The organism is Candidatus Acidulodesulfobacterium acidiphilum (assembly GCA_008534395.1).
Classification (GTDB): Bacteria; SZUA-79; SZUA-79; order Acidulodesulfobacterales; family Acidulodesulfobacteraceae; genus Acidulodesulfobacterium_A; species Acidulodesulfobacterium_A acidiphilum.
On sequence record SHMQ01000039.1, the window covers coordinates 1 to 16921 of the forward strand.

The 16921-nt window shown below is 34.8% G+C and carries 14 protein-coding genes; 4 read left to right on the plus strand and 10 right to left on the minus strand.

Going from position 1 to position 16921, the window contains the following annotated elements; genetic code table 11:
- Positions 1–145 precede the first annotated feature (145 nt).
- Together pstC and pstS are read right to left on the minus strand one after the other, a co-directional pair.
- Complete coding sequence (gene pstC, locus EVJ48_09140) at positions 146–1090, minus strand: phosphate ABC transporter permease subunit PstC (GenBank protein RZV37311.1); 945 nt, start codon at positions 1088–1090, stop codon at positions 146–148.
- A gap of 217 nt (positions 1091–1307) precedes the next feature.
- Positions 1308–2402, minus strand: a complete 1095-nt coding sequence (gene pstS / locus EVJ48_09145) for a phosphate ABC transporter substrate-binding protein PstS (GenBank protein ID RZV37312.1) — start codon at positions 2400–2402, stop codon at positions 1308–1310.
- Between the two features lie 220 nt (positions 2403–2622).
- Here pstS and EVJ48_09150 point away from each other — a divergent pair, with 220 nt between their 5' ends.
- Positions 2623–3777: an iron-containing alcohol dehydrogenase gene (locus tag EVJ48_09150; protein RZV37313.1), complete on the plus strand. Its 1155-nt coding sequence runs from the start codon at positions 2623–2625 to the stop codon at positions 3775–3777.
- A gap of 102 nt (positions 3778–3879) precedes the next feature.
- On the opposite strand, the gene EVJ48_09155 is transcribed toward EVJ48_09150, so the two are convergent.
- The 6 genes from EVJ48_09155 to EVJ48_09180 all read right to left on the minus strand — a co-directional run bounded on the left by EVJ48_09155 (position 3880) and on the right by EVJ48_09180 (position 10915).
- Entirely contained in the window at positions 3880–4110 is a 231-nt protein-coding gene (locus tag EVJ48_09155; protein RZV37314.1) for a hypothetical protein, read from the minus strand.
- Positions 4111–4143: 33 nt separating this feature from the next.
- Positions 4144–4815 carry a hypothetical protein gene (locus EVJ48_09160; GenBank protein ID RZV37315.1) on the minus strand — a complete coding sequence of 224 codons (672 nt, stop codon included), beginning with the start codon at positions 4813–4815 and terminating at the stop codon, positions 4144–4146.
- Between the two features lie 53 nt (positions 4816–4868).
- The gene (locus EVJ48_09165) at positions 4869–5966 is read right to left on the minus strand and encodes a zinc-ribbon domain-containing protein (protein RZV37316.1); all 1098 of its coding nucleotides are present in this window, start codon (positions 5964–5966) and stop codon (positions 4869–4871) included.
- A gap of 16 nt (positions 5967–5982) precedes the next feature.
- Positions 5983–7209 carry a zinc-ribbon domain-containing protein gene (locus EVJ48_09170; GenBank protein RZV37317.1) on the minus strand — a complete coding sequence of 409 codons (1227 nt, stop codon included), beginning with the start codon at positions 7207–7209 and terminating at the stop codon, positions 5983–5985.
- Positions 7210–7355: 146 nt separating this feature from the next.
- Positions 7356–8867 carry a sigma-54-dependent Fis family transcriptional regulator gene (locus EVJ48_09175; protein ID RZV37318.1) on the minus strand — a complete coding sequence of 504 codons (1512 nt, stop codon included), beginning with the start codon at positions 8865–8867 and terminating at the stop codon, positions 7356–7358.
- Between the two features lie 137 nt (positions 8868–9004).
- Positions 9005–10915, minus strand: a complete 1911-nt coding sequence (locus tag EVJ48_09180) for a PAS domain-containing protein (protein ID RZV37319.1) — start codon at positions 10913–10915, stop codon at positions 9005–9007.
- Positions 10916–10968: 53 nt separating this feature from the next.
- Here EVJ48_09180 and EVJ48_09185 point away from each other — a divergent pair, with 53 nt between their 5' ends.
- A complete protein-coding gene (locus EVJ48_09185; GenBank protein RZV37320.1) occupies positions 10969–11745 on the plus strand; it encodes an MBL fold metallo-hydrolase in 777 nt (258 codons plus the stop codon).
- Positions 11746–11778: 33 nt separating this feature from the next.
- Here the strand turns inward: EVJ48_09185 and EVJ48_09190 are convergent, their stop codons facing one another.
- Both EVJ48_09190 and EVJ48_09195 read right to left on the minus strand, forming a co-directional pair.
- Positions 11779–12879 (minus strand): YjgP/YjgQ family permease, encoded by a 1101-nt coding sequence (locus EVJ48_09190; GenBank protein ID RZV37321.1) that lies wholly within the window; start codon positions 12877–12879, stop codon positions 11779–11781.
- Positions 12880–12881: 2 nt separating this feature from the next.
- Entirely contained in the window at positions 12882–13970 is a 1089-nt protein-coding gene (locus tag EVJ48_09195) for a YjgP/YjgQ family permease (GenBank protein RZV37322.1), read from the minus strand.
- 151 nt (positions 13971–14121) lie between these two features.
- On the opposite strand from EVJ48_09195, the gene EVJ48_09200 reads away from it, so the two are divergent.
- Positions 14122–15879 (plus strand): hypothetical protein, encoded by a 1758-nt coding sequence (locus tag EVJ48_09200; GenBank protein ID RZV37323.1) that lies wholly within the window; start codon positions 14122–14124, stop codon positions 15877–15879.
- 6 nt (positions 15880–15885) lie between these two features.
- Entirely contained in the window at positions 15886–16740 is an 855-nt protein-coding gene (gene nadC / locus EVJ48_09205) for a carboxylating nicotinate-nucleotide diphosphorylase (GenBank protein ID RZV37324.1), read from the plus strand.
- Positions 16741–16921: the final 181 nt, after the last annotated feature.

Below are 16921 nucleotides of genomic sequence, written 5' to 3' on the forward strand. Positions count from 1 at the left end.
ATGCAATATTATTATATATTTTTTTTCTTTTAAGATAACCTTTATCTATCGGAAAAACCGGGTCATGTAATTGTTGTTCCATTATAGGATAATTAATTAAATTATTTATTGATATAATATGTAAGCGTAATTATATATATTCATATTAACCGCCGCCGAACTGCGACCTGCTAAATCTTCCGCCTATAACTCTGTTTAAAATATTTCTTCCTACAACATTAACTATAAGACTAACTAATAAAAGAATTAGCGCCAATTCAACTTCGGCAGAGGCATATATAGGGCTGATAACGGCAAAAGTAAATGTATTGGCAAGCATAGAAGATATTGTATATCCAACGCTGAATAAAGATTTTGGAACAATCGCCTGGTTGCCTATTAAAAGGACGGTAGCTATGGTTTCGCCTATAGCTCTTCCAAATCCTAAAATTATTCCTCCATATATTCCGTTCAAAGCATAAGGCATAGAAACGTCTTTTATTACGTCTAATTTAGTAGCGCCCATCGCCAGCGCACCGTCTTTAGCAAGTTTAGGCACGGAAGACAGGGAATCTTTGGTAATCGAAGCAATTATGGGCAAAATCATGAAAGCTACTATTATACTGGCGGCAAGGATACCGTAACCAATGTTTTCTTCCACCCTTAAAAACGGTATGCCTGAAAAATGACTTTTAAAAAAAGGTTCTACTGATTCCCTTAACCAGGGAACTACGGTTAATACGCCCCAAACCCCAAAAACAACGCTGGGTATGCCTGCAAGCATTTCAATAATTACGGTAAAAATACCTCTTAAAAAAAGGGGGCAGTATTCCTGTAAAAAAATTCCTATTCCTAAACTGAAAGGTATCGCAAATATGAGAGCAAGGAAAGTAACGGCAAATGTTCCTGCCAGGAAAGTCAAGGCTCCAAATATTTCTGCCGGAGGATTCCACTCTTTCCTCCATAAAAAAGATATACCATATCTAGTTATGGACGGATAACTATAATATACTATAACAATAACTGCTATTAAAAAAATAACTACGACGGCAAAAACAAATACCGATAAAATGAATTTAAAAAAGTCGTCTTTGTATTTTAAATTAAACATTAATTAAAATTGTTATGTCAGTTTTTTTAGTCTATATTTTTTTATTTAAGTTAGGTATTAATTAATTTTTTTAATTATAGCATATTATTTTTAATTTTTCTAAAAAAAATAACTCCCGCAATACCTAAATAAGATAGCGGGCAGCAAACGGCGCGATAAGCATTTTTATTAATCTGCTAATCGCGCAGTTTGTTTATATAAATTAGTTAATAATTTTTTATTTTACCTGCGCCAAAAGTTTTTTAACGTTCGGCAAAACAGACTTTGGAAGCGGGGCAAAACCGGTCTTAACGGTATATTTTGTGGCCTGTCCAGGACCAAGAGCCCAGCTTACAAGGTCTTTAATAGATTTTGTCGTAGAAGAATTGGGCTGTTTTTTCCTAATCATCCAAAACTCAAAATTTGAATCGGGGTATGCATTCTTAGCCGAAATATTCCAAACTATGGATTTATCAAAATCGGCAGGAAAACCGCCCTGTTTTAATGCAGAGTTTGCGGCAGCCGCTATAGTTTTAACCGAACCCACTACATAATTACCGGCTTTATTTAACATTGCAGCGCTTGCAAGATGATATTCCAAAACCCAGCCAAGGCCTACATAACCTATACTGCCTGGAGTACTTTTAACGGCCGAAACAACCGCATCGCTTCCAAGATAACCGCTTCCAGTAGGCCAATCAGGAGAAAGACTTCTTCCTACTTTCTTTGCCCACGCTTTTGAAGTATCAGTCAAAAGACTAGTAAAATCAAAAGTAGTTCCGCTTGCATCCGCTCTGTGAACTACAAATATATTAAGATTAGGAAATTTATATTGCGGATTAAGTTTTTTAAATGCGGGATTATCCCAGTTTTTAATCTTGCCCATATAAATTTCGGAGACTAATTTCGGCGTCATTTTAAGATTTACGTTTTTTGGTATTCCCGGAATGTTGTAAATAACCTGCGCATCGTCGAGAGCAACAGGAACGTTAAGTAAATTAGGATACTTTTTTTTGAAAGCTTTCGTAAGATAAGCATCAGATGCTCCTATGGTAATATTGCCGTCGGCTGAGTTTGAAATTCCAAAACCCGAACCTGTACCGGCAACGGAAACCGTGACATTCGAATGAAGTTTATGATACTCAACCGCCCAAACGGAATTTAACGGATAAAGCATTGTAGAGCCGGAAATGGTAAGCGTTCCGGCCGGAACCTTAGAACTTGCCGCAGGCGTTTTAGATTTAGCGCATCCCGAAACAAGAAACGATAATCCGACGACGGCAGAAACCGTCGCAACTCCCAACAGCATTTTTTTCTTACTGCTTTTGTTCATACTTTCCCTCCATAATTAAATTTAAATTTTTGATTTGTCTTTTCGCAAAATTTATTGCTTTAATTATCATAACAGATTTTTATTACAATTTTATTACATTTATGTTAAATTTTTGTAACAATTCTGGCAAGGCCGCAAAATTGTATGATATAATAGTCGAAATTAATTTCTTTTATATTAATACCAATGTTAATATTAATATTATTAAGGGGGTAAACACATGACAAAATTCACCATCTATAATCCGGTTAAAATACATTTCGGCGCAGGCATTATTTCTGAAGCGGGAAAAATTGCCAAGAAATATTCCGATAATGTATTAATAGTTACCGGAAAAAATTCAATGCAAAAAACCGGAACGTTAGATAAGCTTGTTAAAATTTTAAAAGAATCAGGTATAACGGTAACTATTTACGACGGTATAACGCCTAACCCCACTATTACCGAAATCGACGAAGCCGCAAAAATCGCAAAGCAAAAAGGCGTCGGCCTAATAATAGGTTTAGGAGGCGGAAGTCCGCTCGATTCCGCAAAGGCAATAGCGGTTGCGGCAAAAGGAGATATTCCGGTATGGGAATACTTAAAAACTCAGGCTAACGATGCGATTCCGGTTATAACCATAGTTTCAACTTCAGGAACGGGAAGCGAGGTAAACAGATATTCGGTTATGTCCAATCCTGCGACCGGCGAAAAACCGGGCTTCGGTTATGAATGTATGTATCCGAAAGAAGCCGTAATAGATCCGGAAATAACCTCGTCAATGCCTCCTTATGTAACGGCAACTACGGGTTTTGACGTTTTTGTCCATATTTTTGAAGCATTTACCGGAAAGGCAAAAAACGAGTTCTCAACTGCATACTGCATGCAGGCGTTTTATCTTTTAAAAGACAATTTGATTAAAGCATATAACGAACCCGATAATATGCAGGCAAGGGGCAATATGGCGCTTGCCTCGGCGCTCGCGGGACTTGCCATAGATATTTCAGGCGTAGGAATAATGCATGCAATGGAACATCCCGTATCCGGAAATTATCCTAATGTTGCGCACGGAGCGGGACTCGCCGTTCTGGCGCTGGAATCTATGAAATACAACTTAAACACATGTAAAAGGGATTATATGCTTATAGCGCATCATTTCGGCATTAAAAGAGCGGGCAAAAGCGACGATGAATATGCAATGTCTTTGATAGAAAAGACGGAAGAGATAATTACCGCTTTAAAACTTAACGTAAAACTCAAAGATCTCGGCGTAGAAAAAGACAAGCTTCAAAAAATTGCAAAAGAATCTTTTATAACTATGGGATTTGCTATAGAAAACAATCCTGCAGAAATTGACGAGAACGAAATTTTAAGACTGTTGGAGAATAGCTATTAACGCTATTGATGAGTTTATAAATAATGTGCTGATTATTAATGATATTATATATAAAGAGTTACAGCTAACTATTTTTAGCGACAACTCTTTATATATTTTATTTCAAAAATCATGCCAATTTTTGCCTGCATTTTTCACAAAATTTTGCTTCAGGAGCATTCTTAAAACGCAGTTTGAAACAAATATATTGTTAGGACCATCTTTGTTTACATAAAATTTAGTTAATACTAATGACGTCGAATTTGTCTTTTTAGCTCTTGCAACAGCTATTAAAATTATAATAACTATAACTATTAACGGGGCAAAATTTGTAAGGTTTTGCATTAAATTCATAACGATATTCTACTAATTTTTTAAAAATATAATTTATTCTGCTTTTTTCTTTCTATTCGCTATTAACAAAATCGATATAATAATTATCCCTACAAACGAGATAAAGAAAATAGCAATAAGTATTATAATTGCGGTATCGGAAGATAAAAAAGATAAAATACCGTTATACGGACGATATATAACATAAGCGGTTTTTCCATATAAAAAATCAGTTGTATTATTAAAAACCACTATATTTGCAGATTTAATTTTTCCGTCGGTACCGTTTTTCTTTAAAATATTTCCCGGAACGTGTACGGTTAACTCGCTAATATTTTTCAGATAGCCGAAATCTAACCTTACGGTATTGTTCTTTTTGTCAACGGTTATTTTTATTCCGGCTCTTTTTGCATCGACCCACCTTACAAATACCTTATAATTTAACAATCCATTTTTATCGATAACAGGCTTAGAAACCTTAACATAACTATACTTTTTTAAAAAATGCTCTTTTATTTTGCTCATAGGATATCCGGTTGGAATATCTAAAAGTCGATAAATGCCATAACCCCCTCCGGTTTTATCGATATGTAAATCTCCGACTACCTTACAACCCGGAATTATCAAAAATATAGACAGTAAAGTTAATAATAGCGCTATTTTAAATTTAACTTTTTTATTTTTCATCGTTTCTTTATTTTTAATATTATTTTCTATTTTTTTCATACCATAACTCCGAACGAAATGTTATATTTTATTTTCATTAAAAATAAACTTAATTATCGCACTTTAATATAAGCCGCCGGCGATTCTTCGATCGTAGCAGCAGAAGTTACCGTAAGAACGTAGGTGTATGTTCCTGCCGGAAAATTAGACGGAATTTTCATGGCAAGATTGACGTTGTAAATTCCGGGCTTATCGACGTTGACGTAAGAATTGTTATAAGCCGTAAGGCCGTTTCCATAAACTTCGTACGTCAATTTTACGCTCTGCGAAGACTGATTAGGCGGCGTCTCGGCATAAAATTTGGAATTAATATTAATCGTACTGCCGGGACTAGCGCTGACGTTGTCTGCCATAACGTTTGAAATTATAACAGCAGGGGCATTTCCCGCTGCACTGCCGAGAGGCGAAATACCGACAATATTCGGGCTTGCAGAACTCAAGTAAGTTTTAAATGCGGAAAACCCACCGGCTCTATTAGTAGGCCTGCTTGAATTATTATTAGAGTAAACGTAAGTCGGCGCAGAAGAAACATTACCGTTGGGCTGAGAAGAATTAGCGGGATTATTTGAATTAGGTATATTTTTAATTATATTTTTATTTTTCTTTGAAGATTTAACTTGACGTTTATGCTTATGTTTATTATGTTTATGTTTTTCGGATTTATTTTTAGTTTTAATGTGAAAAACTTTGTATATTTTTTTTTCTACTTTTTTAAGTTTGCCGGTTTTGAATAAAGAAAAAAGAATACCGCCACTACCTATAAATATAATCGCCAAAACAATTATAGAGATCAACAATCGTTTTCCTTTTTTACCGCCGCCTTTATTAAGTATTTTCGGTGCTTTGGGAGTTGCCGACGAAAATGCACTATCGCCGCTTGGATTTTTGAGACTAATACCTTCTTTTGCGTCGTTTTGCATCGAACTTTCGGCCCTGATGCTCGCATCTGCATTGTTTTTGACTAAATTGACGTTATTTTCGGGCGTTTGAACGGGCGAAGGCGAAGCGTTTGCATTTTTTAAAACGTTAGTATTGTGCGCAGAAGCCTTATCAGATGACGCCTGCTTCCTCTCGAATTTTTGTCCGCATTTTGGACAGAAATTTGCGTTATCGTTTTCTATTTTCGTACCGCAATTTTTACAAAAAAACATTTTTTATTTCCTCTTTTTAACTAAGTTTATTTCCGCAATTCTCGCAAAATAAAGCATCGGAAGGATTTTGCGCTCCACAAGCCGTGCAAAATTTTACTCCCGCATCGGTTTTAGCGTCTGATGAACCTGTGCTGCCTCCATGATTAGTTTGCCGTTCAAGTCCTGCCTGCTGCGGTGGAACATTGTTTGTAAAATCCCCGCCGGAAGTCGTTTGAGAAGTCGTCGTTCCTCCTTTCATGCTTGCCGCTTTTTCTTTATATTTTTCTATGTTGGATTTTAATTTGGAAGTAACGTCGTTAAACTGTGCATCGACATCGTCAAAATTCATATCTGATATTACGTCTAAATATATATAGTTCTGTCCTAACATTAAATATACGAAAAGAAGAACCATTAAGAGCATATATATAATACCTACGCCGAATCCTACAAAGCCCCCGAACATTGAAAGAGAGGACATGATACCGCCGCCTCCGTTTAACATTCCCAGCATAGAACCGCCGTAACCGCCTGATAATAAATAAGTCGGTCTTGTAACGGCTAATATCGAAGCCGTAAGAGCAAAAGAACATACGGTCAATAATATAAATATTAAAGCTAAGACAACAAAAACCTGCATTAAAAATATGAAGTAACCAAAAAGGAGAGTTGAATGTTTTTTATAAATCTTATAAGCTTTTACTATAATTTCTTTTAAATTATTTCCGTCAAAAACTAAAGGGTTGATCATAAAATTGATTAAAAGTATTGCAAAAAACATAATGGCAAAGATTATAGTAAATCCCGGTATTCCAATAAAATCTAAAAGTTTGCCTAACCCGGGTATTTTTGCTATGAAAAAATAAATAAGAGAAATTATAACGACTACCAAAGGAACTATGGCTAATATTATTTCTGAAATTAAAATACGGTAAAACGAAAATATTCCGAATATTATTGCGTCCATTACGGGAATAGACGCCTTATTTCTGGCATGCTCCATTAATACTTTTCCGGTAGCGGTATAACCTATAAGGTAGATAATAAGGTATAATATTACCCCTATAATAGAAACAAATTTTCCAATAGCGGAATGCCCTCTATACGCCATATCGGTTGCTATAGCAATAGATCCTATTAATATAGCAAATGAAATTATAAAAGTTGCCAGCAAAAGAATTATTGCTTTAATACGTTGAAATGCTTCAAAAGATTTGACTAAAATTCCAAATTTAAAAAAGGACTCCCCGCGTGCGACATCCATAATTCCTCCTAAAGAATTTCAAAGATTTGATTAAATTATAAGCGATATGTTTATTTTATATTATAATTTAAATTTATAATAACTATATTTTTTCTAAAAAAAATTGTCAAGAATTTTTTGCTAATTTTTTACTAAATAAATGATTACTAAATAATTATTTTTAGCGCAGATATTTTTTTTTGTAAATTGCGGCGGCTCATGCCGATAGTTTGTGCAGTTTTAGTTACGTTGCTCCCGTTTTCTTTTAGTTTGCGAATCAGGTATGCTCTTTCAAAATTTTCTTTTGCCTGCTGAAATAAATCGGCAGACATAATACTTTCGATATTATTTGAATTTTCACGGCACAATATATTTTCGCCGGATGAATAATTCAAGTGAGATTGCTTTGCATCTTCGACTGCATAAAAGCCGTCGGATTTTATAGGCGCAGTCAAAGATATGCTTGAAATGACGCTTTCCGTTTCCGAAATAACTCTACCGTTATTTTCCGCGACAGCCGGATACTTAATTTTTAATTCCGCGGCGACGTCTTCGGCGGTTACTTTATTATATAGATTTAAAATAGAAAACCTTTCTATGATATTTTTAAGTTCCCTGACGTTTCCCGGCCAGCTATAACCTTGCAGTAACTCCAAAGCGGAACGGTCTATCTCTAATCTGCCGGTATTGCCGCTAAAAATTTTAACAAAATAATTTACTAAAAGAGGTATGTCGCTTTTTCTTTCCCTTAACGGCGGTATATAAAGCGGAATAACGTTAAGCCTGAAAAAAAGATCGCTTCTGAATCTGCCCGATTTAATTTCCTCTTCGAGATCTTTATTAGTAGCGGCGATAACCCTGACGTCTGACTCAATTTCGTTATCTCCGCCTATCCTTTGAAATTTGCCTTCCTGTAAAACCCTCAATATTTTTGACTGCATTCTCAGGCTCATATCGCCTATTTCGTCTAAAAAAAGTGTCCCTCCGTCGGCTAATTCGAATTTTCCTTTTTTTCTAGCCGCCGCTCCCGTAAAAGCTCCTTTTTCGTAACCGAAAATTTCGCTTTCTATAAGCTCTTCCGGTATAGCGGCACAGTTAATTGCTATAAAAGGCTCGCTGCTCCTCAGGCTGTTAATATGAACCGACCTCGCTGCAATCTCTTTTCCGGTGCCGTTTTCTCCGGCAATAAGAACGGGAGCCGAAGACGGGGCCGCCTTATATATCTTTTCCCTTAGATTTTTAATAGATTCTGCCTCGCCGATAAGTTCGAAACTGTTAGGCAGACTTTCTGCCAAAATAGCTTTCTTTTCGTTAAGGCTGTTATATTTTAATGCGTTTTCTACCGTAATAACGAGTCTGTCTAAAGAAAGCGGTTTCTCTATAAAATCGTAAGCTCCTATTTTTATAGTTTTAATTGCCGTATCTATATCGGAATGACCCGAAATCATAATTACCGGAATGTTTTTGTTTATCCTGACCATTTCACGTAAAATATCCGAGCCGTCGGAATCGGAAAGCCAGACGTCCAATAAGACTACGTTAGGCGATTTGTCGGCAAAGGCGTTTAATCCGGCTTTTCCGCCTGCCTCTGTTATTACCGAGTAGCCTTCGTCTTTAAGAATTCCGGAAAGAGAACTTCTTATGCTTTCTTCATCGTCCACTATCAATACAATCTTCATGTTTACCTCTTTTATAAATAAATATTTTATTACTTTTATTTATATACATATAATTATACTTATATTTATAAATAAAATGAGCAATATTTATTCCACTCGATATTTTATATATAAAAAATATTTATTTTAACGATTTGTTATAACTGCATATATATTATAAAATCTGCGCCGCCTCTTTCGTTATTTTCGACACGTATCTGCGCATTGTTTTCCATTAAAATATTTTTTGTAATAGCTAATCCTAGACCGGTTCCGCCCTGTTTTGTAGAAAAATAAGGTTCATAAATATTCTGGACTATTTCGTCGTTTATTCCAGTTCCGTTGTCTGAAAACGATATCTTTAAGGCAAGATTTTTATTTCCGCTTTCTTTACCCCCCCGTTCTATCAGTTCCGTAAAAATTCTAATTTCGGGTTTATAGTCTTCGCCTATTTTCTCCAAATATTTCAAATTAACGCTATATACCGCATTTTCTATTATATTCATAAAAGCTCTTTTCATCTGTCTGCCGTCTATGGAAACCTTCGGCAAAGCATCGCATAAATGCTCTATAAAACAAATATTTCTGTGAGCATTTTTGTATAAGTTGACCACTTCTCCTATTAAAGCGTTTATATCGGCAGGTTCCAAATTTGCTTTTGGAAGCCTTGCATAAAGCGAAAATTCATCTACCAAACTTTTTAAGTCGTCAACTTCCTTTATAATCGTGTTTACCAATTCGCCGAAAGTGCTATCTTCAAGCGATATTTTTTCTCCGTATTTTCTTTTTAATCTTTCTGCAGAAAGACGAATAGGCGTAAGGGGATTTTTTATTTCATGCGACATTCTTTTTGCTACTTCTTCCCATGCCGCAACTCTCTGCGCTTTCATCATATCCGTAGTATCGTTTAATACCACTATAAAACCTATATAATTTCCCGCTTCGTCTTTCATCGTAGTAATATTGACTATATATACCTTCAAAGCTCCGTCTATATTCAATTTTATTTCTTTTGTAAGATTTTCTTTGCCAGTTTTTGCAAGTCCTTTTATAACGCTTCTGATATCCGAAAAAATGTCTTTTGCAAAAACATCTTTATAATTCTTGCCTATAGCATCTTTATAATTTATACCGAACATATCTTCTGCGGCATTGTTTATGCTTCTAACCTTGCCGGTGGAATCTATGCCTATGACGCCTGCATGTATGTTTTTAAGTATTACTTCCATAAACCTTCTTCTTCTTTCGATTTCTTCATTGACGTTTTTTAAATCTATATTTGCTTTTTCTATCTCCTCCTTATTCTTTTTTAGATCTAAAGCCATCAAATTAAACGAATTTATAAGCATTCCTATTTCGTCGTCGCTTTCTTTCGAAACTTTGATATCTAGGTCTCCCGAAGCCACCTTTTTTGTGCCCTCCACAAGATCTATAATAGGCTTAGTCATTTTTTTCGACAAATAAAAGCCAACCCATGATGAAATAAAAAGGACGATAAGCGTAAATATAGAAAAGAAAATAAGGTAAGTGGTTTCCATAGGGTTTTTTATAAACCTTATCTGCGAATACTCCCTGTAAAAATGCTCGAGCCATTCAATTTTACGGTTTACCGCTGCGTCTTTTGCGCTTTTTATCAAGGCACTTTTATGCCTGATTATAGCCGAAGTATAATCCATGGCTTTTTCTAACCTGAAAGTGTACCACTTGTTTATAATATTTGCGGCAAAACCCGTAGCAATCATTACGATAAACATAAACAAGGAAGGAACCACGCTTACTATAACAAACAGTCCCACGAGTTTAGTTCTTAATTTTGCGCCTATTACTCCTCTTTTTCTTTCTATTATTAATTTTATAACGTTTCTCAATACAAGAAACGACATAAGTAAAAAAAGGACTACCGTAATATTTATATAAGCATAAACTATAATCTTAGACGTTACGGAAATGTTCGAAAAAGATATCATGCGCAGTTCTTCAAAAGTAGAAAAAACGACGAGCGCGAAAATTATAGCCGCAAAAATAATTTCCCTTTTTATCTTAACTTTTTCGGAATTTTTTTTATCCATTTTTTTATTGCCTTATTTGCTTTAACTCCTTTTTTATTGTATCATAAAAATATATGAAAATTTTAGTACTCGGTTGCGGCACCTCGACCGGCGTTCCGTTAATAGGATGCCGCTGTAAAGTTTGCGCTTCGGAAAATCCAAAAAACAAACGTTTGAGACCTTCTATACTTATATCCGAAAATAATTTCGATATATTAATAGATACGGCGCCTGACTTAAGAACACAAGCTTTGAAATTTAATATCGCAAACATCGATGCGGTGTTATATACTCACACGCATGCCGACCATATTTTCGGCATAGACGACCTCAGAATGTTTAATTACTTAAAAAAACAGGACAACAAATTTATACCGGTTTACGCCTCGGAAACGGCGGTAAATTTTATTAAAGATAAATTCGACTATATATTTAAAGAAAAAACCGAATCAAGCAAGCCTTATCTAATCCCTAATATTATAAAAGAATCCTTTGAAATCAAATCCGGATTATTTATAACTCCCGTCCCCGTATATCACGGCAAAAATTTAATAAACGGCTACAGAATAAACGACTTCGCCTATATTACCGACGTATCGTCTATAACGGAATCTTCTTTGGGTTTGCTTAAGGGGTTAAACGTGTTAATGATAGACGCCCTCAGGTTCGACTCTCACAAAACGCACTTCAGCATAGCCGAAGCTATTAACGTTGCCGAAAAAATAAACCCGTCCAGAACTTATTTCACGCATATGGGGCATAACATAGATTACGACGAAATAAAAGAAATATGCTCCTGCAAATCCGAAAAACTAATACCGTCTTACGACGGATTAAGCATTGAACTGTAATATAATTTTATATTTCGGCATTGCCAACATTAATTAATCGATACCCGCTATAAGATATATCGCAAACGACATAAATATTATGTCTGCCATGAAAGCAGCAAGAAAAGGACTTAATTGGGCGGATTCGCCCAGAGACAGAGATATCGAATTTATAACCCACCATGTAAAAGCAAATACGATGCTTATCCCTATAGAAACGGGGGAATTGCCTTTTTTACCGAGCATAAGCCCTATCGATATTCCTATAAGTATTAGAATTAAATTTATCAGCGGAAACGACAGTTTGGAATAGTAACTCGTAAGTACGTAGCTTAAACCCGATTCGGATTTTTTTGCTACTGCGACCATCTTTGAAAGATTTATTATAGAGAGAAACTCCGGCCTAAGAGTATTTGACCTGAAAAAATTTAAATTAAGATAAACTGGAATTATAAGAGCTTTAAAATATTTTTGCTCAAATCCGCCGCTTTTGTTTTTCATATTAAAGCTATCAATCTGCCCTGCCACTAATATAAGACCTTTCTTGCCGAAACGTCCCGATTTTGCTATGTATCTTTTTAAAAGAACAAATTTATCGTTAAAAACATAAACATTCACGCCTTTTATAGTTTTGCTGGACGGATTCATAATCTTTGCCGTAACTATGCTTCTTTTATAATGGATTAAAATATTTTTGGTCGTATATTTATAAACCGATTTTGCGTTGAAAGATTTGTTTTTATTGATATATCTCTGCATAACTACTCTTCTCAAGACATTTGTTCGCACGGCGACGAAGTTTGAAAGCAAAAATGATGCAACAGATAAAAATAAACCAAGTACAATGAGCGGAGCAAAAAATTTCAGCATACTGAGCCCAGACGATTTTACGGCGGTAATTTCGTTATTCTTATTAAAAACGGAAATAGATAAAAGGGTCGATAAAAGAATAGAGAGCGGCAATATCCTGTATATTATTTCCGGAAGTTTATATATATAGTAAATGATTATATACTGAAATTCGGGAGAGTGTTTAGTAAATGCGCCGATATTAGAAAGAAAATCTATAGTTACGTAAAAAAATATCAAGCTTATTATAGTCACGGCAAAATATTTTAAAAATTCGTTTAACAGGTATTTTTGTAATATTTTCATAATTATTTTAATGAAGCTTTGACATAAAGCACAAAACCAGAGGCGGCAAGAAATAGATCGGCGCCGCAAACTCCTATAAAAGGATTAATCTTATCGTTTAAAGACATATAAAAACCGGAAGTGAATACGACATAATAAATAACTACAAATATAATAGTATATGAGATAGCTAAGAATAAACTTCTTTTTTCAATAAGGGTGCCGAGCGGCATACCTATGAATATAAAAAGCAGCGTAGCAACCGGTATCGCTATTTTTTTATAAAGATACGTCAGATAAATATTTTTCATCTCCGGACTTTTCTGGACTATATATTTTTGTAAAAGTTTGGAAAAAGTCAAAAAATGAATAGAGCTATTTTTGCCTGGTATAGAAAATCCGCTAAGCTTAACGTTAATTTTATAAGTTTTAAAATGCATAATCCAAAAATTCTTAGAATCAGGCTCCTGATTCTGTATAGTGCCGTTTTTCAAATAAAAAGACAGAGTATTACGTTTCCTGTCGTACTTAATATTGCCGCTTTTTGCAATTAAAGTTTCAGGATTATTCCGAACTTTATTTAATATAAAAATTCCTTTAAGCGTAGATTTTTGCGTATTTACGCTTTTAACGAAAATGTTAAGCCCTCCAAACCTGTTAGTGAATGAATTTTTTTTCAATGCGGAAAGGGCGGCTTTTTTAACTTCTTTAACCGCAAGGACCCTAAAAAAAAAATTGAACCTCGGTGCTATATAAAACGAAAAAAGTATAGAAAAAACAAGCGGTATGAGGGAAAATAAAATTGCAGGTTTAGTAAGCCTGAAAATACTTACTCCGGAAGCCCTTAACGCAGTAATTTCGTTATCCTGCGTCATCTTGCCGAAAACAGCAAGTAATGCAAGCAAAAAAGATACGGGCAAGGTTATTATCATAAAATCAGGTATTGTCAAGCTTGCAAGTTTTAAAACGGCAGATATGCTGATGCCTTTATTTAAAACCATCTGCGTCAACAAAAGAATGCGGTTTATCGTAACGCTGAAAGTGAAAATAACCAGACCGAAAATAAACGGAAAAATCATCTGCTTAAAAATATATCTATCTATAGTTGACATATTGTCTTATATATCTTATTATTTTAAAAATTGCTTTAAAATTATTGACTATATTATTTAAAAATATTAAAATTAATCTAAGCCGTATTTGATATAGTAATTTTATATTGTACCAAAAATTATAAATATTTTAAAGATGACGGAGGTTGTTATGTCGTATAATTTAATTTTTATAGACGAAAGCGAATCGATGCAAAGAGCTATAACTGCGATACTACAGGACAATACCGAATTCAACCTCAATCTTGTTAAAGAACCTTCGTCTATTTACAAAGTTGCAAAAAATTTTAAGCCTGATATTATAGTACTGAGCTATAATTCTATCGACACCGATCTAAAGAAAAGCATAACGGAACTTAAAACAAGCAAAGAGTTTGCAGAAACTCCCCTTCTTCTATTAGTTCCTTCTGATTTGTCCGATAAGGAGAGAGACGTTCTTATTAAATTAAAAACGGACGGCTTTATATACAGGCCGTTCGACAAAGATACGTTTATCTTAAAAGTAAAAAAAGCGCTGTCTATTCCCGACGAAGATAAATCCGGAAAAATTTCGGGAGATATCGCTTCCGAAAACAAAAAAAACGACTTAAACAAAATTAAGTACGCGGCTAAAAATAATGTTATTAAAAGCGATAAAGTATTCGACATTTCAGATTTTGAAACTAAAAAAAATAACGAAAATTTAGATTTTCAAAACATATCAAATGCTTTATCGCCTAAGAAAGATAATAATAATGAGGGCGGCTATGAAAATGCGGCGTCGGATACCGAAAATTCAGATATCGAATCGGCAGAACTCAGCCAGGCGTTTGAAAATTTATTTAAAGACGATGCTATATTCAAAGAATTTGAAGAATTAAACAAGAAAGACGTCCGGCTTTCGGCTGCAGAAGATTCGAATATTATATCCAAAACCGAAACGACAGCAGGCGCAACTCGGATGCAGGAAATTGAAACAAGCTCAGCCTATGATATAACGCAAACCGGAGAAGAAAAAAATGAAGCGCCTATATCGATTACCGGAACCCAAAATAAATTGGAAACGGAACCGGCTTCCGATATTAAAAAAACTGAAGAACCGACCGATATTGCGGAAATAAAAATTTCGGAACCGTTTTCATACGAAAAGATTCAGGAAACTTCATTAGAGCCGCAAACTCAACAGATTAATACCGACAAGGAAAACGATATACGGAAGACGGAAGAAATTGAAAAATCTGCCGATACTTTATGGAGTATAGAATCTTCAGATTCTTTCGAGCCTAATCCGCTTAACGAACTAATGTCTTCTATAAACGTAAATCAAACATCGCGGAACGTTAATAATGCAGATGATATAAATAACGGTATTTTTGATCTTAGCGCTCCGGAAAGCGGACTTGAAATTAACGCCGATTCTTTAAAAGGAACAGAAGAAGCGTCCGAACAAATAAATGTTGCGGAACAAAATAGTTTAACGGGTTATGGGTCAAATAAAAATCAAACTTCCATAGACGTTAATATTAATAATAATGCAGATGATATAAATAACGGTATTTTTGATCTTAGCGCTCCGGAAAGCGGACTTGAAATTAACGCCGATTCTTTAAAAGGAACAGAAGAAGCGTCCGAACCACACTTGGCGGCTCTCGAGAAACAACAGCCGAATAATCAGGATTTCAATGAACCTTTTGCCGGATTCAATATCGCGTTAAGCGAAGAAAAAACTTCAACCGAAAAAAAAGGAGAATTAAAATTGAAAATTTTAAACGAACAGAATCTTGCCGATATGGATTCTTATCTTAAAAATGCTATAGAAACAGTCATTAGCGAAATTAAACCCGATATTATTGAAACAGTGAAAAAAATGCTTCCAGATATTATTGAAAAGATAGTCAAAGACGAAATAGAAAAAATTAAACAGTCTTAAAAATAAATGCAGATATTAGACTTCCAAATAAAACCTCTTATATACAACGCCTTAAACGAAGATATAAAGTGGGGGGATATAACGACAGATGCCGTCTTGTCGGAAAAAAATAATCCGGTTATGAACTGCGAAGTTATCGCAAAAAGAGCGTGCACCGTTTGCGGGCTTAATATATTTTCAAAAGTATTTGAAATTGTTACAAAAAACGATTATGCCATAGATTTTTATTGCAGCGAAGGAGAAAAAATCGATGCAATGCAGAAAGTTTTGCATCTTAAAGCGAAGGCAGGCGATATTCTCTACGGCGAAAGGACAGCCCTTAATTTTCTTCAGCACTTGTCAGGGATTGCAACTGCGTCTAGCATTGCTTCCGGAGAATTGCGCGGTTTAAAAACTAAAATTTTAGATACCCGAAAAACCATACCGGGTTTAAGATTGCTGCAAAAATATGCCGTTAAAATCGGCGGAGGAGAAAATCACAGATTCGATTTGTCTTCCGGAATACTTATTAAGGACAACCATATTAAACTTGCCGGCGGCGTGAAGGAAGCAATAGGCGCGGTAAAAAAAAAATATTCAGGTTTTAATTTTAAAATCGAGATAGAAACTTCTTGCCTTGCGGAAGTAAGGGAAGCGGTTACAGCCGGAGCAGAAATAATAATGCTTGATAATATGAAAATAGATACGATGAAAAAAGCGGTTAAAATTATAAATAATGCCGCTCTCACCGAAGCCTCCGGCAATATGACCGTAGAAAAATTGCGCGATATAGCGGTAAAAACGGGCGTAGATTATATTTCTATGGGATCCCTTACTAATTCCGTTATGCCGGCTGATTTTTCGCTAAATTTCGTCCTGTAAATTTATCTTAATTTTTTAATAGAAATATTATAAAATATATATTATATATTATAGGGACAGAATTCAATTCTGTCCCTATAACAAATTTGCATAAAATAGAAATTTTATTTTAAACAAGGGGTTTTTAATGGAAGAAATAAATTATATCGATATTTTTGAAATCAAAAAAAAATTAAAAAGT